The sequence below is a fragment of the Pseudomonas sp. BP11-1-1 genome (genome assembly GCF_052112105.1).
Taxonomy (GTDB): domain Bacteria; phylum Pseudomonadota; class Gammaproteobacteria; order Pseudomonadales; family Pseudomonadaceae; genus Aquipseudomonas; species Aquipseudomonas alvandae.
The window spans coordinates 11,438-32,287 of sequence record NZ_JAUTYU010000005.1; the positions used below are offsets into that span (position 1 = coordinate 11,438).

The window sequence follows — 20,850 nt, forward strand, 5'->3', positions numbered from 1 at the left end:
TTGAAGCGTCAGCGAGCGTTGGCTTGTTGTAATGGGGTCGAGTTGTAGCGGTTTTCTATCTGTGCGATCTGGGTGAGCAGGGCCGGGACGTCGAGGATCAACGCCACGGCGCCGCTGCCCAGGATGGTCGAGCCGCTGATGCCGCGCAGCGCGCCGAACAGCTTGCCCAAGGGTTTGATCACGGTCTGGAATTCACCCAGCAGGTCATCCACCACCAGCCCTGCCTTGAGCTCGGCGTAGCGCACCACCACCACGTTCTGCCGGCGCGAGGCCGGGCCTTCGTGGTGGAAGTGATCGCGCAGGTACACCAGCGGGAGCACTTCGCCCCGCAGGTCGAGGTAGCCTTGTTCGCGACTGGCGATGCCATCGTCTTCGCTCAACTCGATGCATTCCTGGACCATGTCCAGGGGAATGACATAGGTGGACTGGCCGATGCCGACCAGGAAGCCATTGATGATTGCCAGGGTCAGCGGCAAGCGGATGCGCACCACGGTGCCCTTGCCCGGCTGGCTGTCCAAATCGACCGTGCCGCGCAAGAGCGTGATGTTGCGCTTGACCACGTCCATGCCGACGCCACGCCCGGAAAGGTTGGTGACGGCCTGGGCGGTGGAGAAGCCCGGTTCGAAAATCAGGTTGTAGATTTCCTGGTCGGTCAGGTTCGCACCCTGGGCGATCAGGCCACGTTCGTGGGCTTTTTCCAGGATGCGGTCGCGGTTCAGGCCGGCGCCGTCGTCGGCGATTTCCAGCACGATGCTGCCCGAGTCGTGGTAGGCGTTGAGGTGCAGATGCCCCTTGGCCGGCTTGCCTGCCGCCTGCCGCGCCTCGGCGGTTTCGATGCCGTGGTCCATGGCGTTGCGCAGCAGGTGCATCAGCGGGTCGCCGATCTTTTCCACCACGGTCTTGTCCAGCTCGGTTTCCGCGCCGCTGATGATCAGGTCGATGTCCTTGCCCAGTTCCTGGCTGACATCGCGCACCACCCGGCGAAAGCGGTTGAAGGTTTCGCCGATGGGGATCATGCGCAGGCGCAAGGCACCGTCGAGAATCTCTTCCACCAGGCCGGACACCGATGAGGTGGCTTCCTGCAACGGGTCGTTCTGGCAGGTGCGGGCCAGCAGGCTGGCACCGGCGCTGGCGATGACCAGCTCACCCACGAGGTTGATCAGTTCGTCGAGTTTGTCGGCATTGACCCGGACGTAGGCACCGTCCTTGGCTTTGTTTTCATTGGTGACGGCCTGTCTGTCAGGCGCGACCTGGGCGGGCATGCGCGGGGTCTTGCGTTGGTCCGGCATCAGCTCGCCCGTGGTGACCACGGCGGTGCCTTCGTCGCTCGCCGGCTGGGACGTCGCGACCAGGCCGGTATTCGCCTGGGCTTCGACGTCCTGGGCGGCGACGATTTCGATCACGCAGTCTTCCCGCACGAAATCGAAGACTTCGTTGATCGCGGTGTATCCGGCGGCGGAGCGAAACGCGATGTCGAAGCCCAGGTAGCAGGACTCGGCATCCCAGGCCTCGACAGCCGGCAGCGCCTCTGTGAGCGTGGAGATCTCGACGATTTCACCCAGGGTTTGCAAGTAGCGCAGGAACGACAAAGGGTCCATGCCGTTGCGGAATACGTCCTGGCCGAAGCGCAGGGAAATGTGCCAGAGGCTCGCTTCGGATGTATCGGTCGGCTCGGCTTCTGCTTTGCGGGCCGGTTCGGCTGCGGTCGGCGGAGCCTGGTATTCCTGCAGGATCTGGCACAGTTCCATTTCCCGCGCCAGGGCAGGGGGCTGCAAGGTCGAGCCCTGGTTGGCGACCACGTCGATCAGCTCGAGCATGTGATCGCCGGACTTGAGCAGCACCGCGATCAAGCCCGGGTCTACCTCGACGCTGCCCTCGCGCAGGCGATCGAGGACGTCTTCGACGATGTGGGTAAAACTGACGATCGGCTCCAGGCCGAACAGTCCGGCCGAGCCCTTGATCGTGTGGGCCGCCCGGAAAATCGCGCCGATGGCGTCATCGTCGCCGGGGTCGTTTTCCAACTGCAGCAGCGACTCTTCCATCGCCTGCAGTTGTTCCCGAGCCTCGACGATGAAGGTTTGTTGTGCCTGATCGAGATTGATGCTCACGCTCATGTCCTTTGTCGTGTTCGACGTGTTGCGGTGGCGCTAGGCAACCAGGTTGCATAGGGCCAGTGTTTCCGTGACGGCTTTGCTTTGATCGGTCACCGTCAGTTGGGTGCCGGCCTTGGGTGCCTCGCGCTGAATCATCAGCAGCAGTTGCAGGCCGGCGCCATCCATCTCGGTGATCTGCGACAGGTCCAGCGCCATGGCTGGGGTTGCCCCCAACCGTGGCAGCAATTGCGCGGCCAGGTCGGCGGCGGTGTAGATCGTCAGCTCGCCGTCGATCTGCACCTGCGCGGTGTCATCTTCTATTTCGTACAGCAGCGGCATTGAAGCCTCCGGCCATCAGGGAAGAATCAGCTTGGACACCGCCGCCAACATCTGCGCCGGCTGGAATGGCTTGACCACCCAGGCCTTGGCACCCGCGGCCTGGCCTTCTTGCTTCTTCGATTCCTGGGATTCGGTGGTGAGCATGATGATCGGTGTGAACTTGTAGCTCGCGAGCTTCTTGACCTCCTTGACGAAGGTGATGCCGTCCATGTTCGGCATGTTCACGTCGCTGATGATCAAGTGCACCTTCTGGCCGTTGAGCTTGCCCAGTGCGTCCTTGCCATCGCTGGCCTCGATCACGTCGTAGCCGGCACTTTTCAATGCGATGCCGACCACCTGCCGAACGCTCGCGGAGTCGTCGACAACCAATACACTTTTCGCCATGGGGGGCTCCTAGAAGAAGGTTATTTCCTGTGAAGTCTGTTGCGCCGCCGAGTCGCCGTGGTGATTGCGGCGCTGCTCGTCGGTGGCATAGGTGGTTTCCATGCGCGCCAGCCATTGGCGGGCGTCGATGGAAGCGGCCTGTTCGGGCGACTGGCTGGCCTGCTGCAGGTGCACATGCAGGTCCTCGATGTTGTCGCGCACGTGGCTGAGGATCTGGCTGACCCGATCCTGGAATTGCAGGTTGACCAGCACGTCGGTGAGTTCGTCGCGAATGCCGAAACTCTCTCGTTGCAACATGTCGGCCGAATCGGCGAGGCGCCCGGTGACGCTCTGGAAGCGCTCGAGTACACGCTGGATGCTGCCTTCGGACACGGCCACGGATTGACTGTCCTGGTCGGCACCGCTGGAGGCTGCGTGGACCAATTGGGTGATGGCGGTGTTGATGACATCGACCTTGGCCGACATCTGTTGACCGGTCTCGCTGGACTTGCTCGACAGGGCGCGCACCGCGTCGGCCACCACCGCAAAGCCACGTCCGGCTTCGCCTGCGCGAGCGGCTTCGATGGCAGCGTTGAGGGCCAACAGGTTGGTCTGGGCGGCAATCGCCGCGACGTCGGCGGCCATGGTCCGCAGCTCGCCGGTATAGGCCGTCAGGTTGCGCACCTGTGCGAGGGTTTCATCACGACTGGCCTGGGTGGCCTTGAGCGAATCGATGACCTTGACCAGTTCGCCTTCACTCTGCGCCAACACCTGGACGGCACCGCCACTGCTGCTGCCGGCCAACTCGCCAGCGGCCAGTTGCGAGGCTTGCACGGTCTCTTCGAGGCGCGAGGAAATGCCGGTGAAACGGCTGGTCAACGAAACGATCGCGGTTTCAGTCTGCTGGCGCGAGCTTTCGACTTGCTTGGCCCAGATCGGCATGGCGCCGAGCATCACTTCGTTGAGTTGCGCGGTCCCGTTATTGCTGGCCTGGCTGGCCTGCAATTCATGGCTGGCGATGGCGGCAGCGATGGCCTTGTCGAATTGAAGACGCTGCGACCGCGCGCCGAAGATCCCGGCGCCCACGCCAAGGATCAGCAGCACGACGCTCAAACCGATGTTCTGCGCGCTCGCGCCATTCAATACCAGCACGCCGACGCACGCGGCAACGGCCACGATAATGGCGGGCCAGAGCACGCGAGGCTGGGATTTGGCGAAGGATTGGTCGTGGGAATACGACGTCATGGTTCGGTCCTTGAACAGTGTTGCGGACAGGTGTTTGCGAATAACTGGTTATCTGCAAAACCGACTTGGCCTTTAGGACCAGTCGTCCGATTCCATTAAAAAAGATGGCACATTGATATCTCAGAATAGACGAGATCGGCGAAATGTCGAGGTGGCCCGACCTATGGAAAACCCGTGGCGAGGGAGCTTGCTCCCGCTGGACTGCGCAGCAGTCCCAACCACCGGTCTGATTTCCCGGCGATGCCAATTCAAAAAGGGGGCCGCTTCGCGACCCAGCGGGAGCAAGCTCCCTCGCCACAAAAGCGGACATCTTCCGAAACATAACGAAAGGATTGAGCTAAATTACCCCGCATCAGATTTCGAACCTGCCATCGAGCCCTCATGCCCACCCAGCCTCTCTGGAAAACCTACCTGCTGTTCCTGGCCCCCATGGTCGTGTCCAATTTCCTGCAATCAATGTCCGGTACGCTCAACAGCATCTATATCGGCCAGATGCTCGGCACCCAGGCCTTGGCAGCGGTGTCGGGGATGTTTCCCATCGTGTTTTTCTTCATCGCGTTGGTGATTGGCCTGGGTGCCGGGGCAGGGGTGCTGATCGGGCAGGCGTACGGCGCCGGTGAAACCGGGACGGTGAAGGCGATTGCCGGTTCGACGCTGTTGCTAGGGGCGATCATCGGGTTGGTCGCGGCGGTGCTGGGCAGTGTCTTTGCCCGCGAAGGCCTGCAGGGGCTCGGGACGCCGGCCGATGTGCTGGATGACGCGGTGTCCTATGCGCGGGTGATGATGTGGATTTTGCCGATGCTGCTGGTGTTCGTACTGTTCACCCAGCTGTTGCGCGGTGTCAGCGATACCGTTTCGCCGCTGCTGGCGTTGCTCGTCTCCACCAGCGTCGGGATGATACTGACGCCGGTGCTGATCCGTGGCTGGCTGGGGTTCCCGCCGATGGGCATCCAGAGCGCGGCGCTGGCGGGGCTGGTGGGCACCGCGTCGGCGATGGCGATGCTGGCGTGGCGCCTGAACCGCCGGGCGCATGCCCTGGCACCGGATCGGGCGTTGTTCGCGGCGATGCGCCTGGACCGGGACATCCTCGGCAAAGTGCTGCGCATCGGCCTGCCCACCGGTTTGCAGATGGTGGTGATCTCGTTGTCGGAGCTGGTCATCCTCGCCCTGGTCAATCGCCACGGCTCCCAGGCCACGGCGGCCTACGGCGCGGTGACGCAGATCGTCAACTACGTGCAGTTCCCGGCGTTGTCGATCGCCATCACCGCTTCGATCCTCGGTGCCCAGGCCATCGGGGCCGGGCGCCTGGAACGCCTGGGACCGATCCTGCGCACCGGGCTGTTGATCAATGTCTGGCTGACCGGTGGGCTGGTGCTGCTGGGGTATCTGTTGTCCCACTGGTTGTTGGGGCTGTTCATCACTGACCCGGCAGCGCGAGTCCAGGCCGAGCATCTGCTGCACATCATGCTCTGGAGCCTTCTGGTGTTCGGCTTCCAGGCGATCGTCGGCGGCATCATGCGCGCCAGCGGCACGGTGCTGGTGCCGGTGGCGATCTCGATCTTCTGCATCATCGGCGTGCAAGTGCCGGTTGCCTACCTGTTCGACGCCCACTTCGGCCTGCAAGGGGTGTGGATGGCGTTTCCGGTGGCGTACCTGAGCATGCTGTTGCTGCAGACGCTGTATTACAAACGGGTCTGGCAGCATCAGCGGATCGAGCGGTTGGTGTAGACCACTGCCAGGCGAAACGATGCAGAACTCTGTGTGGGAGCGGGCTTGCTCGCGAAGACGGCAGTCCATTCGCCATTGATGCAAGCTGACCCACCGCCTTCGCGAGCAAGCCTGCTCCCACAGTACAGTGGCCACCATTTCATCCCAGTACGAGGATCACGATGTCCGTAGAACGCACCTCCATCGCCTACCGCGCCTTCCTCTTCGACATGGACGGCACGCTGCTCAATTCGGTCGCCGCCACCGAGCGGATCTGGACCCGCTGGGCCATCCGCCATGGCCTGGACGTGGCGAAGTTCCTGCCTACCATCCACGGCGTGCGCGCCGTCGACACGGTCGCCCGCCAGAACTTGCCCGGTGTGGATGTCCAGTCCGAGGCCGCGCAGCTCACCGTTGAAGAAATCGAAGACGTGGAAGGCGTGGTCGAGGTGCCCGGGGCGGTGGCATTTCTCAGGAGCCTGCCGCCAACGCAATGGGCTATCGTCACGTCTGCGCCGATGGCCTTGGCTTTACGCCGGATGGAAGCCGCCGGGATCCCGCGCCCAGAGGTGATGGTGACTGCCGAAGACGTGAGCGCCGGTAAGCCGAATCCAGGGTGCTATCTGTTGGCCGCGCAACGCTTGCAGGTCGCCCCGCAGGAATGCCTGGTGTTCGAGGACGCCGACGCCGGGATCAAGGCCGGCGAGGCGGCGGACATGGACGTAATGGTGGTGACCGCCACGCATACCCACCCGGTGGTGACGTTGCATGGGCAGATCGAGGATTACCGTGGGCTGAGCATTGCGATAGACGACAACGGATTGATGCACCTTCCAGACCACCGCTAACCCCTGTGGGAGCGGGCTTGCTCGCGAAAGCGTCGTGTCAGCCACATCAGTCATGGCTGAACCACCGCCTTCGCGAGCAAGCCCGCTCCCACATGTCTACCTCAGCGATTTCGGGATCAGGTCACTACGCGATAGCACGGCACATACGCCGCTCCGCCCGGCAGTTTCATCCGATGCTGGGCGACGAAGGCCTGGAGCAGGCGATCCAGCGGCTCCATGATCGCGGCGTCGCCGTGGATTTCGTACGGGCCGTGTTCTTCGATCAGGCGGATGCCCTTGTCCTTCACGTTCCCCGCCACGATCCCCGAGAACGCCCGGCGCAGGTTCGCGGCCAATTCGTGGGCTGGCAATTCGCGGCTCAGGCCCAGGCTGGCCATGTTGGCGTGGGTTGGGTCGAACGGACGCTGGAAACCTTCGTCGATTTTCAGCAGCCAGTTGAAGTGGAACGCGTCGTTGCGCTCGCGGCGGAACTGCTTCACTTCTTTCAACCCCTGGGTCATCTGCCGCGCCACTTCGGCCGGGTCGTCAATGATGATCTGGTAATGCTTTTGCGCGGCCTCGCCCAAGGTCGCACCGACGAATGCGTGCAGTTGCTCGAAATACGGCGTGGCGCTTTTAGGCCCGGTGAGGATCACCGGGAAGGGCAGGTCCTGGTTGGCCGGGTGCATGAGAATGCCCAGCAAGTAGAGGAACTCTTCCGCCGTACCGGCGCCGCCCGGGAAGATGATGATGCCGTGGCCGACGCGCACGAAGGCTTCCAGGCGCTTCTCGATGTCCGGCAGGATCACCAGTTCATTGACGATCGGGTTCGGCGCTTCGGCGGCGATGATGCCCGGCTCGGTCAGGCCCAGGTAGCGACCGCCGTGGATGCGCTGCTTGGCGTGGGCGATGGTGGCGCCTTTCATCGGGCCCTTCATCACGCCCGGGCCGCAGCCGGTGCAGATGTCCAGGCTGCGCAGGCCCAGTTCGTGGCCGACTTTCTTGGTGTATTTGTATTCTTCGGTGTTGATCGAGTGACCGCCCCAGCACACGACGATTTTCGGTTCCACGCCCGGGCGCAGGGTGCGAGCGTTGCGCAGCAGGTGGAAGACGTAGTCGCTGATGCCCTGGGATGAGCTCAGGTCGATGCGCTGGCTGTCCAGTTCGTTCTCGGTATAGACGATGTCGCGCAGGGCGCTGAACAGCATCTCGCGGGTGCTGGCGATCATTTCGCCGTCGACGAATGCGTCGGCCGGCGCGTTCAGCAGTTCCAGGCGCACGCCACGGTCCTGCTGGTGAATGCGGATCTCGAAATCCTTGTAGGCTTCCAGGATGGTCTTGGCGTTATCGACATGGGCGCCGGTATTGAGAATGGCCAGGGCGCACTGGCGGAAAAGATCGTAGATGCTGCCGGAACCGGCTTCGCTCAGTTGCTGCACTTCGCGCTGGGACAGGGTTTCCAGGCTGCCCTTCGGGCTTACCGAAGCGTTGATTACATGTCTTTGAGTCATTCAGCTTTCCTTGAAAACGATGCCGCTCGCACGACGGCGGCATCTTGAAAAAAACATCCACGCAGGAAGATCGCACGATCCTTGCGGTATCGCCATGGACTTTGATCCGGGTCCTTCGGATCGCTTGCCACTTAAAATGAGCCCCAGCATAGCTAAATCGACCGGGCAGGCGATAATGCGCGACTCTTTTCACGCCACACAAGGAAATTGCGACGCGATGTTCGAGATCAAACCGTGGGACGCCGCCGACTACCGGCAACAGACCCGTCGCAGCACGCTCATCCTGGCCGTGGTGTTTCTCGCGCTGGCGATGCTGTTATCGAGCTTGGCAGTGATGGCGTTCGGTACGCCTGGAGGGGACAATTTTCGCTTCAATGTAGGTGGCGTATTTGCTGCCGTGCTGGTGATGGTCGGGCTGATGCGCGGGTATTTCTGGTCGCAGCCGTGGATGAGTGCGGCGGTGTACGGCTGGCAGCTCAAGCGCAGCCTGATGAGCATCACCAACGTGATGCATCAAGTGAAGGCCGGCGCGCAGGCCCGGGACCCGGCGGCGATGAAACTGTTGCGTTTCTATCACTTGGGCTTGGCCCAGATGCACCTGCTGGATGCCAATTCCAGCGACCACGCCTCGCTGGTTCGCGAGGCCGATGAGCATCTGGAGAAATTGCAGGCGCAAGGCCTGGACCCTGATCAATCACGCTTGGACCCGGCCTGGATCGACACTGTGAAGCAGGCCTACAACGCGCGGCCGTAGCGGCCGCTCGTCGGTTCCCTTAGGGAAAAATCAAACCCCGGCCAGCGGACGCCTTTCTCATGAACAGTCATGGAAAGGAGAGTCGAGATGCCTGGAAAGATTGTTCATGGAACCTGGGCCATGCTCTATGCGGCAACGGTGGGCCTGGCGGGCTGCGCGGGCGGCAACAGCCATTCACCGGTGGATGCGCCAGGGGCTGCGAAAAGCCCGACCACCGCGACCCTGGAAGCGGGGGCCGGGATCATGCAGAACAAACCCCCGTTGCAAGCGTTGGATACCTACCTCGATGGCTTTCATTTCTATAACGGGCGAATGTCCGGGCAAATGGAGGCGCACCACTACTGCACGGCGCTGAACGAAGAAGTCTTCCAGTGCGCCATCTTCGACGCCAACACCGCCAAGGCCAAATTGATGGGCGTGGAGTACATCGTCAGCAAGCGTCTGTTCGAAGGCTTGCCCGCCGCCGAAAAGCAGCTGTGGCACAGCCATGTACATGAGGTGAAGTCGGGTCAATTGGTCGCGCCGGGCATACCCGAAGCCGCCGAAACGCGCTTGATGAAGAACCTGGTCAGCACCTACGGCAAGACCTGGCACACCTGGCACACCGAGCAGGGCAACGCGCTGCCCTACGGCGTCCCGCAATTGATGATGGGCTTTACGGCCGATGGCCAGATCGATTCGCAGCTGGTGCGCGAGCGCGACGAGCGGATGGGCATCGACAGCGAAGCGAAGAAACGTGCCCGCGAATCCATTGAGGCGCCGGCAATCGATCCTGGCGCGGATGCGTGGCAGAAAGGCAAGATTTGGCAGATCAAGGATCCGACGGGGCATGCTCATTAAAGAAAGTGATCTTGAAGAAAGCTTTCTGTGGCGAGGGGATTTATCCCCGCTGGGTTGCGAAGCGACCCCAAATAATAAACGAATCAGATATCAAGTTTGTCGCCCGGGGGGCTGCTTCGCAGCCCAGCGGGGATAAATCCCCTCGCCACAAGTGCAGCGACAGCAAAAGATAGGTGCGTTTGGAAGTTAGGTGGGGCGATCGGCATCCGTTACGGCTGTTTGAAATGCCCCGGAACATCATGTTCCGTTTCGTTTGGCCTGGTTCTTTTCTGAACTTGAACGTCACTGATCTTGACACTCTTAAGTTCAGTGAAGGTCACCCTCAAGAGCGCTTCGGCTTCTTCGGTGGTCAGCGTCTCGGTGTCCGTTGCGAGTACCCGGCTATCGGGTTGGCCGTCGGCGATAAAGCTGATGATGAATCGATCGTGGCTCATTCATGACCTCGACAGGTTAAGCGCCAGGACGCAGCAAAGCTGCGCCCCAACGATTCTCCGGGTTACGACTTCCGGCCACCGCCGTGGCTACGTTCGCCACCTTTGCGGCCAGCTTCAGAAGCTTTTTCCCGGTCGTTTGCGAAATTGCCGCCGGAAGCATGTCCGCCTTTCTTGCCGGCTTCGGATGCTTTCTCACGGTCGTTTGCGAAGTTACCTGGGTTTTTGTTTCCGCTATTAGCCATTTCGAGAATCCTCATTTTGGTTAAGCGAGTAAAACGTGCCTCGCAGTACTGTGAAAGAAAACTGCGAAGGGAAGTTTAAAAAAAACGTTTCGCTGGCGACGAACGGCATTGGTTTGTAAAAGTGTATGGAAAAAGTTATACAGCCGTTTCGCTTGAACTTATACAACATGGATTTTGTTAATAAACAAAACGGCGTCAAATCGAATTTATTCATTGCCAGGGGGGCGGTTTCAGTCCTCGCCGCCGCTCACTTTCCAATGCTTGGCCTCGGGTGGGAACACCACTTGTTCAACCCGATGCGCGATGCCGAAGGCCAGGGAATTCTCCGCCGGGATCACTCGTTCTTCGGCGCACAGGCATTTGAAGATATCCAGTTGCGTGGCAGCGCCGGCCGTTTCCTTGACGTAGATTTCCACGTACCGCGCCACGTCGTTGTCGAGGCTGGACAGGTATTCGCGCAAGCGCGAGTGGTCCACGGATTTCTGGCCGAAATACCAATTCATCGGGTGGATCAGGAAGCGCGAATGCGGGGTCGTGGTGCGGTCGCTGGCGGCCAGGTACATGACGATGCCCATCGACTCGATGTTGCCGGCGTTCACGGCGCGCACCGGCACGGGGAGGGACTTGATGAAGGTGTAGAGGGTGAACCCGAAGTTGGTGCTACCGCCGACCGTAGAGAGGTTGAGCATCAGCGAGTCAGCGCCTTTTTCAATGGCTTCCAGGCAATTGTCGCGGAAGCGTTCGGTGGTTCCCTGATCGATCTGGCAATGGAAATGGACGATGTGTTCGGACATCTGAAACTCCTCTCGACGTCACGCGTTGACGAGTCTGCGGATCAGCGGCTCTGTACAGTTGGGAGTCCACCGGCTGTCGGATGTTCCACTTCCGTAACACGTTATCGAGTCCGGCTACGAATCGATCGTTTCGCTCAACAGGCTTCGACGGCGTGGGCCATGCGTTCCAGGAACATCGTCAGCGCCGCTTCCTGCGCACTGAGGCCCTTGCGCACCCGAGGCTTGGGCAGTTCATGCAGGACGCCGCCCATGAAGCCTTCCAGTACGGCGGGATGGATGTAGCATTTGCGACAGACGGCTGGCGTGTTGCCCAACTGGCGGGCGACCTGCCGGACCATCTCGGCGACGTGTCGCTTGGCCTCGGTTTCGGTTTCCCATTGCAATGTGCGCAGTCCCTCCAGGGCTGCCGCGCTGCCCGCCCAGGTGCGGTAATCCTTGGCGGTGAAATCCGCGCCGGTGAGTGTCTTGAGGTAGGCGTTGACGTCCGATGAGGTGACGGCGTGGCGCTCGCCGTTCTCGTCCAGGTACTGGAACAGATTCTGTCCGGGCATTTCCTGGCAGCGCCGGATGATGCGCGCCAGGCGTCGGTCTTTCACGGTGATCTGGTGTTCGATGCCGCTTTTGCCACGGAACTGGAACGCGATGGCACTGCCGTTGACCGCGACGTGCTTATTGCGCAGCGTGGTCAGGCCGTAGGAACGATTATCCCGGGCGTATTGGGTGTTGCCGACGCGGATCAGGGTCACGTCGAGCAAGGTGATGACTGTTGCCATGACTTTGTCGCGGCTGAAGCCCGGGGTGGCGAGAATGTCTTCCAGGCGCTTGCGCAAGCGGGGCAGGGTGCGGCCGAACTCCAGCATGCGTGAATACTTGTCGGCATCGCGCACTTCGCGCCAGCGTGGATGATAACGGTACTGCTTGCGCCCACGGGCATCGCGGCCGGTGGCCTGGAGATGGCCGCGGGGGTCGGTGCAGATCCAGACATCGGTGTAGGCCGGCGGAACGGCCAGGGCATTGATGCGCTGGATTTCGGCTGCGTCGGTGATGCGCTCGCCCGATGGATCGAAATAACAGAACTTGCCCCGCAGTTTCCTGCGGGTGATGCCCGGCGCCGTGTCGTCGACGTAATGCAAGTCGGCCGGGAGCGCATCGGACATTGGGGTATCGGGCATGGTGGATCCTTGGCGATGAATTCGGATGGCCTGTGAATTCATTGACCGCTGGCCGTTGCGGTCGTGCCGAGATTCTCATATCACCCGATTCAACCCTGTGGGAGCGAGCTTGCTCGCGATAGCGGTGGATCAGCTTGCTCAGAAGCTGAATGTGCCGACGTCATCGCGAGCAAGCTCGCTCCCACAGGGGAAATCTTCTGTGAACGGCTACGCCAACACCGCCACCGCCTTGATCTGCGCCCACAGCACTTGCCCTGGGTGCAGCTCCAACTGGTCGCGGGAATACCGGGTGATCCGCGCCAGCAGCGGGGTGCCGGCAGCGTCCAGGCGGATCAGCACGTGGGCCGCGTTGTCGCCGGCCAGTTCGCTGACCACCGTCACCGGCAGGCGATTGAGGATGCTGGTCTGCGCATCGTTTGCCAGGCTCAGGCTGACGTCCCGGGCCTGGACCTTGATGCGCAGCGGCAGTCCGTCAGCCAGGGGCGTGTGGGTCACTCGCATGCGGAGCTGGCTGTCGGGCAGCGTCAGGGTGAGCAACTGATACTGCGTGTCATAGCCGGCGACCTTGCCCTGGATCACCACGCCTGCGTCATCGCCCAGGGCCAGTGGCAGGTCGAGCCGGGCCAGGGTCTCGCCGATCGGCCCGCTGGCCAAGGCCCGCCCGGCATCCAGCAACACGATGTGATCGGCCAGGCGCGCCACTTCATCCTGGGAATGGCTGACGTACAGCACCGGGATGTCCAGCTCATCGTGGAGTCGTTGCAGGTACGGCAGGATCTCGTTCTTGCGTCGCGTATCGAGGGCCGCCAGCGGTTCATCCATCAGCAGCAAGCGTGGGCTGGTCAGCAAGGCGCGGGCGATGCCGACGCGCTGGCGTTCGCCGCCGGAAAGGTTGTGCGGCTGCCTGTCGAGCAAGTGGCCGATGCCCAGCAGTTCCGTCGCTTGGGTCATGTCCACGCGCCGTTGCGCCGTGGCGACGCGCTTGAGGCCGAACAGCAAGTTACCGCGCACCGACAGGTGATCGAACAGGCTCGCCTCCTGGAAAACGTACCCCAGCGCTCGCTGGTGGGGCGGCACGAAAATCCCGCGCTCGCTGTCCTGCCACACCTCGCCATTGACCTCGACGAAGCCCCGCGCAGGCCGGTCCAGCCCGGCGATGCAGCGCAGGCAGGTGGTTTTGCCGGAGCCGGATTCGCCGTATAGCGCGGTCACGCCCCGGCCAGGCAATTGCACGTCCAGGTCCAGGGAAAACGGGCCGTGGTCGAGTTGAAATCTCGCCTGGATCATCGATCAGCTCCAGCCGGCGCGGGTTCGGCGGCTGGAATACAACGCCAGCAACACCAGGAAGGAAAACACCAGCATCGCCGCCGCCAGCCAGTGGGCCTGGCTGTATTCAAGGGCTTCGACATGGTCGTAGATCTGCACCGACACCACCCGGGTCTTGTCCGGAATGTTCCCGCCGATCATCAGCACCACGCCAAATTCGCCGACCGTGTGGGCGAAGCCGAGGATCGCCGCCGAGATGAAGCCGGGGCGCGCCAAGGGCAGGATGACGCTGAAGAAGGTGTCCCACGGCCCGGCTCGCAGGGTGGCGGCGACTTCCAGGGGGCGGCTGCCGATGGCGGAAAAGGCGTTTTGCAGCGGCTGCACGACGAAGGGCATCGAGTAGATCACCGAGCCAATCACCAGCCCGCTGAAGCTGAAGGTGAGGGTGCCCAGACCGAGGGCCTGGGTGAATTGGCCGATCCAGCCGTTTGGCCCCAATGCCAGTAACAGATAGAAGCCGATCACGGTCGGCGGCAGCACCAATGGCAGGGCGACCACTGCACCCACGGGCCCGCGCAGCCAGGATCGGGTGCGCGACAGCCACAACGCGATAGGCGTGCCGATCAGCAGCAGGATCACCGTGGTCAGTGACGCCAGTTTCAGGGTCAACCCGATGGCGGAATAGTCGGCGCCGGTCAGCATTTAGCGTTGATAACCGTAGGCTTGGATGATGGCGGCGGCTTTCGGCCCCTTGAGGTAGTCCATCAATGCCTTCGCGGCAGGGTTGTCCCGGCCCTTGCCGAGGATCACGGCGTCCTGCTTGATCGGGTCGTGCAGTTCGGCAGGGACAATCCACGCGGAACCGCTCGCCAGCTTGCCGTCCTTGAACACCTGGGACAAGGCCACGAAACCGAGCTCGGCATTGCCGGTGGAAACGAACTGGTAGGCCTGGGTGATGTTCTGGCCTTCGACGATCTTGCCCTTGACCTGATTGGCGAGCCCCATCTTATCCAACACCTGGGTGGCGGCGAGGCCATAGGGCGCGGCTTTCGGGTTAGCGATGGACAGGTGTTGGAACGCGTTGTCCCGCAGGACCTGGCCCTTGGCGTCGACGTAATTGTCCTTGGCTGACCACAACGCAAGCGTGCCAATGGCGTAGGTGAAGCGCGAGCCTTTCACGGTATCGCCTTCGCTTTCCAGTTTGGCCGGGGTGGTGTCGTCGGCGGCGAGGAACACTTCGAACGGCGCGCCGTTCTTGATCTGGGTGTAGAACTGCCCGGTCGCGCCGTATGCGGCAATCAGTTTGTGTCCGGTGTCCTTCTCGAAATCGGCGGCGATGGCCTGGATCGGGGCGGTGAAATTGGACGCGACCGCGACTTGCACCTCTTCGGCGTGGGCAGCGTTGACACAAAAGCAGGCTGCCAGCAGCAGCGGGGCGAAATGGACTGGGCGCATGGACAGGGTTCCGTGGGGGCGGGTTCGCTATATAGCGGAATATATAGCGAATGGCTGGCAAACGGAACGTGGCATTTTGTCAGAAGTCAGCGGTGGCAGGGCTGCCGTCATCGCGAGCAAACTCGCTCCCACAGGATTTCGGGATGAATGCATGATTGATATTCACACTGAACCCCTGTGGGAGCGAGCTTGCTCGCGATAGCGTCCGGTCAAGCGCCGGGGACTGTCAGGCTTGCGCTCAGCCCTTGAATCGAGCCAGCGCCTCCTCGGCCAGACGCCGCGTCAACTCGCCGCTCGGCAACTCGCGCCCCAGCGGAAACGCCTGGCCGGCCCAGAGATTGGAGAAGTCAGCTTCATCTTTGGCGCGCAAGGGCATCAACGCGCCGCCCGCCAGGGGGAATGCCGGGGCGAGCGGGCTCATCGGGCCGACTTCGCGCATCACTCGGTTGACGATCCCTCGGGCCGGGCGCCCCGTGAACAGATTGGTGACCGCGGTCTGGCTTTCCTTGGCCGTGCGCAACGCCCGGTGATGGGACGCGCTGATCTTGGCTTCCGGCGTGAACAGATAGGCGCTGCCCAGCTGTACCGCCGACGCGCCCAGGGCGAACGCGGCGACGATTCCGCGCGCATCGCCGATACCGCCGGTTGCGATCACCGGCACCTTCACTGCGTCCACGATCTGCGGCAGCAGGGCGAACAGGCCCACTTGAGTGTTGAGGTCTTCACTGAGGAACATCCCGCGATGACCGCCGGCTTCATAACCCATGGCGATGATCGCGTCGCAGCCGTGTTGTTCGAGCCAGATGGCTTCCTCGACAGTGGTGGCCGACGAGAGGATTTTCGCGCCGGTGGCCTTGACCCGATCCAGCAACGACTTTTCCGGCAGGCCGAAGTGGAAGCTGACCACCTTGGGCCGCAACTCTTCCAGCACGCGGCAGGCTGCGTCGTCGAATGGCGTGCGATTGGATACCGGCGTTGGCGCGTCAAAATCGGCGCCAAGCTCTTCGTAATAAGGCTTGAGTCGTTGCTTCCAGGCCTCGGCCCTTTGCTCATCAAAGACCGGCGGTTGGTGGCTGAAAAAATTCACGTTGAACGGCTTGTCGGTCTGTCCTGCAATGTCGGTCAGGGCCTGGCGCAATTGCTCTACATCGAGCATCGCGGCAGGCATCGAACCCATCCCACCGGCATTGGACGTGGCGACCACCATGGCCGGACCGGTCACCCCGGCCAGCGGACCCTGGATGATCGGATGCTCGATGCCGAGCAGGTCGAGAATGCGGGTGTCTGGCCACTGACTCATGTCCGGGTGTCTCCGACGGCAGAAGGAAATGCTGTTTTTAGCAGGAGTGACCCGGCCAGGGCCAGTCGAGTTTTTCAATCGATGCCCGGGTTGATCCCGACGCAAGGATCGGTACCATGCGGACTTCAACTATCAAGGAGCCCGACCCATGGACGTGAAACTCAGGACCGTCGAACCCTTCACGGTCGCCGGATTGCAGGTACGCACCCGCAACGCCGACGAGCAGCAGGGCGACGCGGCGAAGATCGGCCCGATGTGGCAGCAGTTCTTCACCGAAGGGGTGTTCGACCGGATCCCGGCGCGTCAGTCGGAGTCGTTCGTCTATGGGGTGTATTCCGACTACGAGTCCGATGCGACTGGCTATTTCAACGTGACGGCGGGTGTGCAGGTCGATGCCACGAGCGCAGGCTACCCCGCCGTGGATATCGAGGGCGGGGATTACCTGGTGTTCTCGGCCAAGGGTGAGATGCCCGGCTGCGTGATCCAGGCCTGGGGGCTGATCTGGGCGTACTTCGCCGACAACCCACAGGCCGTGCGTCGGTTCACCACCGATTTCGAGGTGTATAACGCGCCCGATTCGGTCGCGATCTATATCGGCGTTCAATCCTCCAGCGAGCGCTCCAGCGCCAACAGCTGACGCTTGCGCTCAACGCCCCATCGGTAGCCGGACAGGTTGCCGTCGCTGCGCACCACCCGATGGCAGGGGATCGCCACGGCGAGGCTGTTGGCACCGCAGGCCTGGGCCACCGCGCGCACCGCTTTGGGCAAGCCGATGCGCTGGGCGATCTCGGCGTAGCTGGCGGTGCTGCCCGGTGGAATCTCCCGCAGGGCCTGCCAGACCCGCTCCTGGAACGCCGTGCCGCGCAGGTCCAACGGCAAATCCAGGCCCAAGGCCGGCGCTTCGATAAACCCCACCACCTGGGCGATCAGTTGCTCGAATTCCCGGTCGGCGCCGATGAGGTTGGCACGGCGGAATTTGTCCTGCAGGTCGCGCACCAGCGCGTCCGGATCATCCCCCAGCAGGATCGCGCATACGCCACGCTCGCTTTGCGCCACCAGGATCGCCCCGAGGGAGCACTGGCCGACGGCGAAGCGAATGTCAGTGTTTTGTCCGGCGGCGCGGTAATCGGCGGGTTTCATGCCCAGGACTTTGTCGGCGGCTTCATAGAAGCGGCTGTTGGAATTGAAGCCGGCGTCATACAGCGCTTCGGTCACCGATCCGGCGTCTGCCAGGCGTTCGCGCACCTTGCGTGAGCGATGGGCTGCGGCGTAGGCCTTGGGTGTCAGGCCGGTGATGGATTTGAAGACTCGATGGAAGTGGAAGGGGCTCAGGCCCGCAGTCCTGGCGAGGTCATTCAGCCCAGGCAGTTCCTCGGCCGCCTCGATCTGCCGGCAGGCGGCCGCGACCCGGGCCGCTTGTTGCGCGGCAATCTGGGTCTGGTCCCTTGCCAGGCGTTTGCTGGGGCGGTAGCCGGCGGCCTGGGCCTGTTCCGGCGTGTCGAAGAATTCGACGTTGCGCGGGTTCGGCAGGCGCGACAGGCTGCTGGGGTGGCAATAGATGCCAGTGGTCTTCACGCCGTAGACAAATGTGCCGTCGGCGCGTGGATCCCGGGCGAGCACGGCGGCCCAGCGTGGGTCCTGATCAGGGGAGCGGTTGTTGGAAGTGTTGTTCATGGTCGTTATTCCATTGGCCCGTTTTGCCTAGAGTAAGGAGCCATGCTTGTGACGACACTCCGGGTCTTGCGGTTGAATTCTGCGCTTTTAACCGGCCATGCGGAACGTCAGATTGATCCGTTGGGCGCCCAGGCGCGGATGCTCTCCGGGCTTGAGCGGCAGCACGCCGTGGTAGCGTAACCGGTCCACGCCACCCCAGACCACAATGTCGCCATGGAACAACGGGATGCGCTGGCTTTTGTCGCTGCGCTCGAATCCGCCGAACTGGAAGACGGCTGGCAGGCCCAGGGAGAGCGAGACGACGGGGGCCGTCAGGGAACGTTCGTTCTTGTCCTGGTGCAGCGACATGCGTGCGCCAGGCACGTAGCGGTTGATCAGGCAGGCGTCCGGCTCGAAATGCTCGAACCTTGCCTCACGGGCGGCGGCCAGGGCCAGTTCGCGAAATACTTGCGGCATGTCGGGCCAGGGGTGGCCGGTCTGCGGGTCGTGGGCGGTATAGCGGTAGCCGCTGCGGTCAGTGGTCCAGCCGAGCGCGCCACAACTGGTCAACGCCACCGACATGGTGAAACCGCCGGGCGTGACCATCTGCCGGAACGGTGCTGCCTGCAAGACGCTTTCCAGGGCCGGCAGCAGGCGCTCGAGCCAAGGCAGGGCAAACCCGCGCAGTACAAAGGACTGTCGGCCGATCTGCTCGACCTGGCCTGGGAGAGTGGGCGCCTGGTCGGCGAACAGGTCGAAGGTGATGGGCGTGTCGTCATTGCGCATCATGAAAAATGATCCCGAGTGTATGCCGGCGCCCGCTGTGTACGCGGCTGACGCCATGGCGCAAGTTGACTCGATAATAACCTCGAACGCCTTTGACCGGCCGCTGATGTACGGCGAACACTACGGCGTCGCCTTGTTTCAAGTCGATGACCTGGGGGCGCGACTGCATACGCGGGCGCTGCTCGGTGAGGACGAACTCGCCCCCGGTGAAGTCCTCGCCGGGTTCCGACAGCAGGATCGCCACCTGCAGCGGGAATACGTGCTCGCCATACAGGTCCTGGTGCAGGCAGTTGTAGTCCTGAGGCCCGTATTGCAGGAGCAATGGAGTGGGGCGTTGTTGACCGGCGGCGTGGCAGCGTTGGATGAAATCGGTGTGTTGCTCGGGATATCGCGCGTCCAGCCCCATGCATTCATTCCAGCGATTGGCCAGCGGTACCAGCTTCGGATACAGCGACTGACGCAATTGCTGGATCACTTCAGGCAGCGGATAAGCAAAGTACTGGTACTCGCCGCGCCCGAATCCATGGCGCGCCATTATTACCCGTGAACGGAAAAACCCGGGGTCGGCGTACAAGCCGCTCAACCGTTGGCATTGCGCCGCCAGCAGCAGGTTGCGAATGGCGGCACAGCCGTCCTGGTCGAGGTTTCGTTCCAGGGTGGGCCAGTCGAGGTTGGAAAGGTGTTGGGTCAGGGCGGGGGTAGGGGACATGATGGCAATCCTGTAGGGAGGACTGGTCAGTCTGCAGAATGCCGCGGTGCAGGCACCCCGTTTCTTGCTTATTTGAGAGCTCTTGTGGCGAGGGGATTTATCCCCGCTCGGCTGCGCAGCAGTCGTAAGCTCGCATTCACTTTTCACCTGCTGCAATGAGGTAGCAAGTTTTGGGCTGCTGCGCAGCCCAGCGGGGATAAATCCCCTCGCCACGGATGCATGGCTGCGTCTTACAGTGCCTTGCTGACCTTGAGCTCGGTGATCTCGTCGTCCGTCTCGCCATGCAGCTTTTTCAGCGCGGCCATGGCTTCTTCCTCAGTGCCGAATTGCAACTGCGCGAACTCGAAGCGGCGTTCGCCGTTGAGCTTGTACTTGATCACGTATTTGGTCGTCGGGGTCACGGTTTTCCTGTCCTTTGCGATAGGGAGGCTCAGCTGAGTTTCGAGCTGGAGCGCCGGATGATCTTGATCTTGTGGGTCAGGGTCGGCTTGCGGGTGACGCTGATGGCGCGACGGCTGACGGTGTCGATGGTAATGTTCCAGAAACCGGTGCTGGGCGCGGTGATCCTGGCCGGGAACGTGTCGAACGCGCCGCCATGGTAAGTGTGCCGGCCACCGTTCTTGAAGCTGCGGAAATTGGCGTCGTTCATCAAGCGGATGTTGCACATTTGGGAGCATTCGATGACGACGATGTCGTCCTCGTTGAGGTGCTCGCGCTGATGGATGAATTTCATGGGTGCCTCCAGAAGGGCATTTCTTGCAATCGACACGGCAAGGTGGGCAAATAATGGCGCGCAGTTTACCAGCACCACGGTGCAATAACCGACCCCTGTCCTGGGTGAAACTTATTTATTGCCGGTAGGCGAATAAAAAAACCAGGGCGCCGGAGAAAAACGGCGTTTGCATTGTCGGAGGGTCTTTATCGGAGGATTGATATGAAGCGCAGCGTGTGGGTAATGGCCTTGGCCCTGGGTGGATGTGCATCGGTATCGGACATCAACCAGACGCCACCCACCATGAGCGTCATCTCCGGTAAGAAACCTCATGAATACGCCAATTGCGTTGCCGACAAGCTGCTCAAGACCCGTGGCCCGCTGCAGATGGAGCCGCACAAGAACGGCGTCCGGGTGATCGTGCCAGGCCGATTGTCGACGCTGCCCGCGGCGGTGTTCGACATTGACGAGCGTTCCAGTGGCAGCAGCATCAAGTTGCACGAAAGCCTGTCCAACGTGCCGGTGCGTCCGGGAGACGTGCAGGAAGCGGCCAACGCATGCATCTCCGGTTGAGCGCGTCCCGGGCCTGACGAACGGGCCGGGCATCGGTTAAACTGCATCCTTCGAAAAAATGCCGCCACGGTCACG

General features: G+C 62.1%; 24 protein-coding genes. 6 read left to right on the forward strand and 18 right to left on the reverse strand.

Annotation, left to right across the window (positions count from 1 at the left end; translation table 11 throughout):
- Positions 1-8: 8 nt before the first annotated feature.
- Genes Q7C33_RS12485 through Q7C33_RS12500 form a run of 4 tightly spaced genes read right to left on the reverse strand, consistent with a single transcriptional unit; the run spans position 9 to position 4,040 of the window.
- On the reverse strand, positions 9-2,108 hold the full coding sequence (locus Q7C33_RS12485) for a chemotaxis protein CheA (RefSeq protein ID WP_030142244.1): 2,100 nt from the start codon (positions 2,106-2,108) through the stop codon (positions 9-11).
- 39 nt (positions 2,109-2,147) lie between these two features.
- On the reverse strand, positions 2,148-2,432 hold the full coding sequence (locus Q7C33_RS12490; RefSeq protein ID WP_030142243.1) for an STAS domain-containing protein: 285 nt from the start codon (positions 2,430-2,432) through the stop codon (positions 2,148-2,150).
- A 15-nt stretch (positions 2,433-2,447) separates the two neighbouring features.
- Positions 2,448-2,816, reverse strand: a complete 369-nt coding sequence (locus Q7C33_RS12495; protein WP_003203044.1) for a response regulator — start codon at positions 2,814-2,816, stop codon at positions 2,448-2,450.
- Positions 2,817-2,825: 9 nt separating this feature from the next.
- Complete coding sequence (locus Q7C33_RS12500; RefSeq protein ID WP_030142242.1) at positions 2,826-4,040, reverse strand: methyl-accepting chemotaxis protein; 1,215 nt, start codon at positions 4,038-4,040, stop codon at positions 2,826-2,828.
- 381 nt (positions 4,041-4,421) lie between these two features.
- Between Q7C33_RS12500 and Q7C33_RS12505 the strand changes: the two genes are divergently transcribed.
- Together Q7C33_RS12505 and Q7C33_RS12510 are read left to right on the forward strand one after the other, a co-directional pair.
- Entirely contained in the window at positions 4,422-5,768 is a 1,347-nt protein-coding gene (locus Q7C33_RS12505) for an MATE family efflux transporter (protein WP_198798330.1), read from the forward strand.
- A gap of 161 nt (positions 5,769-5,929) precedes the next feature.
- Positions 5,930-6,595 carry an HAD family hydrolase gene (locus Q7C33_RS12510; RefSeq protein ID WP_407683472.1) on the forward strand — a complete coding sequence of 222 codons (666 nt, stop codon included), beginning with the start codon at positions 5,930-5,932 and terminating at the stop codon, positions 6,593-6,595.
- Between the two features lie 116 nt (positions 6,596-6,711).
- Here the strand turns inward: Q7C33_RS12510 and ppnN are convergent, their stop codons facing one another.
- A complete protein-coding gene (gene ppnN, locus Q7C33_RS12515; RefSeq protein WP_030142239.1) occupies positions 6,712-8,085 on the reverse strand; it encodes a nucleotide 5'-monophosphate nucleosidase PpnN in 1,374 nt (457 codons plus the stop codon).
- A gap of 217 nt (positions 8,086-8,302) precedes the next feature.
- Here ppnN and Q7C33_RS12520 point away from each other — a divergent pair, with 217 nt between their 5' ends.
- Entirely contained in the window at positions 8,303-8,839 is a 537-nt protein-coding gene (locus Q7C33_RS12520) for a DUF3087 family protein (RefSeq protein WP_217861698.1), read from the forward strand.
- An 87-nt stretch (positions 8,840-8,926) separates the two neighbouring features.
- Positions 8,927-9,679: an OBAP family protein gene (locus Q7C33_RS12525; protein WP_407683473.1), complete on the forward strand. Its 753-nt coding sequence runs from the start codon at positions 8,927-8,929 to the stop codon at positions 9,677-9,679.
- A gap of 209 nt (positions 9,680-9,888) precedes the next feature.
- On the opposite strand, the gene Q7C33_RS12530 is transcribed toward Q7C33_RS12525, so the two are convergent.
- The 8 genes from Q7C33_RS12530 to Q7C33_RS12565 all read right to left on the reverse strand — a co-directional run bounded on the left by Q7C33_RS12530 (position 9,889) and on the right by Q7C33_RS12565 (position 16,342).
- Complete coding sequence (locus tag Q7C33_RS12530) at positions 9,889-10,113, reverse strand: hypothetical protein (RefSeq protein ID WP_030142236.1); 225 nt, start codon at positions 10,111-10,113, stop codon at positions 9,889-9,891.
- 62 nt (positions 10,114-10,175) lie between these two features.
- The gene (locus Q7C33_RS12535; RefSeq protein WP_003182983.1) at positions 10,176-10,355 is read right to left on the reverse strand and encodes a general stress protein; all 180 of its coding nucleotides are present in this window, start codon (positions 10,353-10,355) and stop codon (positions 10,176-10,178) included.
- Between the two features lie 230 nt (positions 10,356-10,585).
- On the reverse strand, positions 10,586-11,149 hold the full coding sequence (locus Q7C33_RS12540) for an ATP-dependent Clp protease proteolytic subunit (protein WP_030142235.1): 564 nt from the start codon (positions 11,147-11,149) through the stop codon (positions 10,586-10,588).
- Positions 11,150-11,283: 134 nt separating this feature from the next.
- Positions 11,284-12,321, reverse strand: coding sequence for a DNA topoisomerase IB (locus Q7C33_RS12545; protein WP_407683474.1), 1,038 nt, complete (start codon positions 12,319-12,321; stop codon positions 11,284-11,286).
- Between the two features lie 207 nt (positions 12,322-12,528).
- A complete protein-coding gene (gene modC / locus Q7C33_RS12550; RefSeq protein ID WP_407683475.1) occupies positions 12,529-13,608 on the reverse strand; it encodes a molybdenum ABC transporter ATP-binding protein in 1,080 nt (359 codons plus the stop codon).
- 3 nt (positions 13,609-13,611) lie between these two features.
- Positions 13,612-14,289 (reverse strand): molybdate ABC transporter permease subunit, encoded by a 678-nt coding sequence (gene modB / locus Q7C33_RS12555; RefSeq protein ID WP_407683476.1) that lies wholly within the window; start codon positions 14,287-14,289, stop codon positions 13,612-13,614.
- On the reverse strand, positions 14,290-15,042 hold the full coding sequence (gene modA, locus Q7C33_RS12560) for a molybdate ABC transporter substrate-binding protein (protein ID WP_085987077.1): 753 nt from the start codon (positions 15,040-15,042) through the stop codon (positions 14,290-14,292).
- Between the two features lie 238 nt (positions 15,043-15,280).
- Positions 15,281-16,342: an NAD(P)H-dependent flavin oxidoreductase gene (locus tag Q7C33_RS12565; RefSeq protein ID WP_407683477.1), complete on the reverse strand. Its 1,062-nt coding sequence runs from the start codon at positions 16,340-16,342 to the stop codon at positions 15,281-15,283.
- A gap of 148 nt (positions 16,343-16,490) precedes the next feature.
- On the opposite strand from Q7C33_RS12565, the gene Q7C33_RS12570 reads away from it, so the two are divergent.
- Complete coding sequence (locus Q7C33_RS12570) at positions 16,491-16,979, forward strand: GyrI-like domain-containing protein (protein WP_407683478.1); 489 nt, start codon at positions 16,491-16,493, stop codon at positions 16,977-16,979.
- Here Q7C33_RS12570 and ada read toward each other — a convergent pair.
- The 5 genes from ada to Q7C33_RS12595 form a co-directional block, all read right to left on the reverse strand.
- Positions 16,943-18,016, reverse strand: coding sequence for a bifunctional DNA-binding transcriptional regulator/O6-methylguanine-DNA methyltransferase Ada (gene ada / locus Q7C33_RS12575; RefSeq protein WP_030142228.1), 1,074 nt, complete (start codon positions 18,014-18,016; stop codon positions 16,943-16,945). The two genes, Q7C33_RS12570 and ada, sit on opposite strands and share 37 nt — an antisense overlap.
- Positions 18,017-18,103: 87 nt before the next feature.
- Entirely contained in the window at positions 18,104-18,784 is a 681-nt protein-coding gene (gene alkB, locus Q7C33_RS12580; protein ID WP_407683479.1) for a DNA oxidative demethylase AlkB, read from the reverse strand.
- Positions 18,771-19,490: a 2OG-Fe(II) oxygenase gene (locus Q7C33_RS12585; protein WP_407683480.1), complete on the reverse strand. Its 720-nt coding sequence runs from the start codon at positions 19,488-19,490 to the stop codon at positions 18,771-18,773. Before Q7C33_RS12585 ends, alkB begins: the two co-directional genes overlap by 14 nt.
- Positions 19,491-19,720: 230 nt before the next feature.
- On the reverse strand, positions 19,721-19,891 hold the full coding sequence (locus tag Q7C33_RS12590) for a hypothetical protein (protein ID WP_407683481.1): 171 nt from the start codon (positions 19,889-19,891) through the stop codon (positions 19,721-19,723).
- Between the two features lie 29 nt (positions 19,892-19,920).
- The gene (locus Q7C33_RS12595; protein WP_030142225.1) at positions 19,921-20,223 is read right to left on the reverse strand and encodes a DUF1883 domain-containing protein; all 303 of its coding nucleotides are present in this window, start codon (positions 20,221-20,223) and stop codon (positions 19,921-19,923) included.
- A 201-nt stretch (positions 20,224-20,424) separates the two neighbouring features.
- Between Q7C33_RS12595 and Q7C33_RS12600 the strand changes: the two genes are divergently transcribed.
- Positions 20,425-20,775 carry a hypothetical protein gene (locus Q7C33_RS12600; protein ID WP_030142224.1) on the forward strand — a complete coding sequence of 117 codons (351 nt, stop codon included), beginning with the start codon at positions 20,425-20,427 and terminating at the stop codon, positions 20,773-20,775.
- The last annotated feature ends 75 nt before the right edge of the window (positions 20,776-20,850 follow it).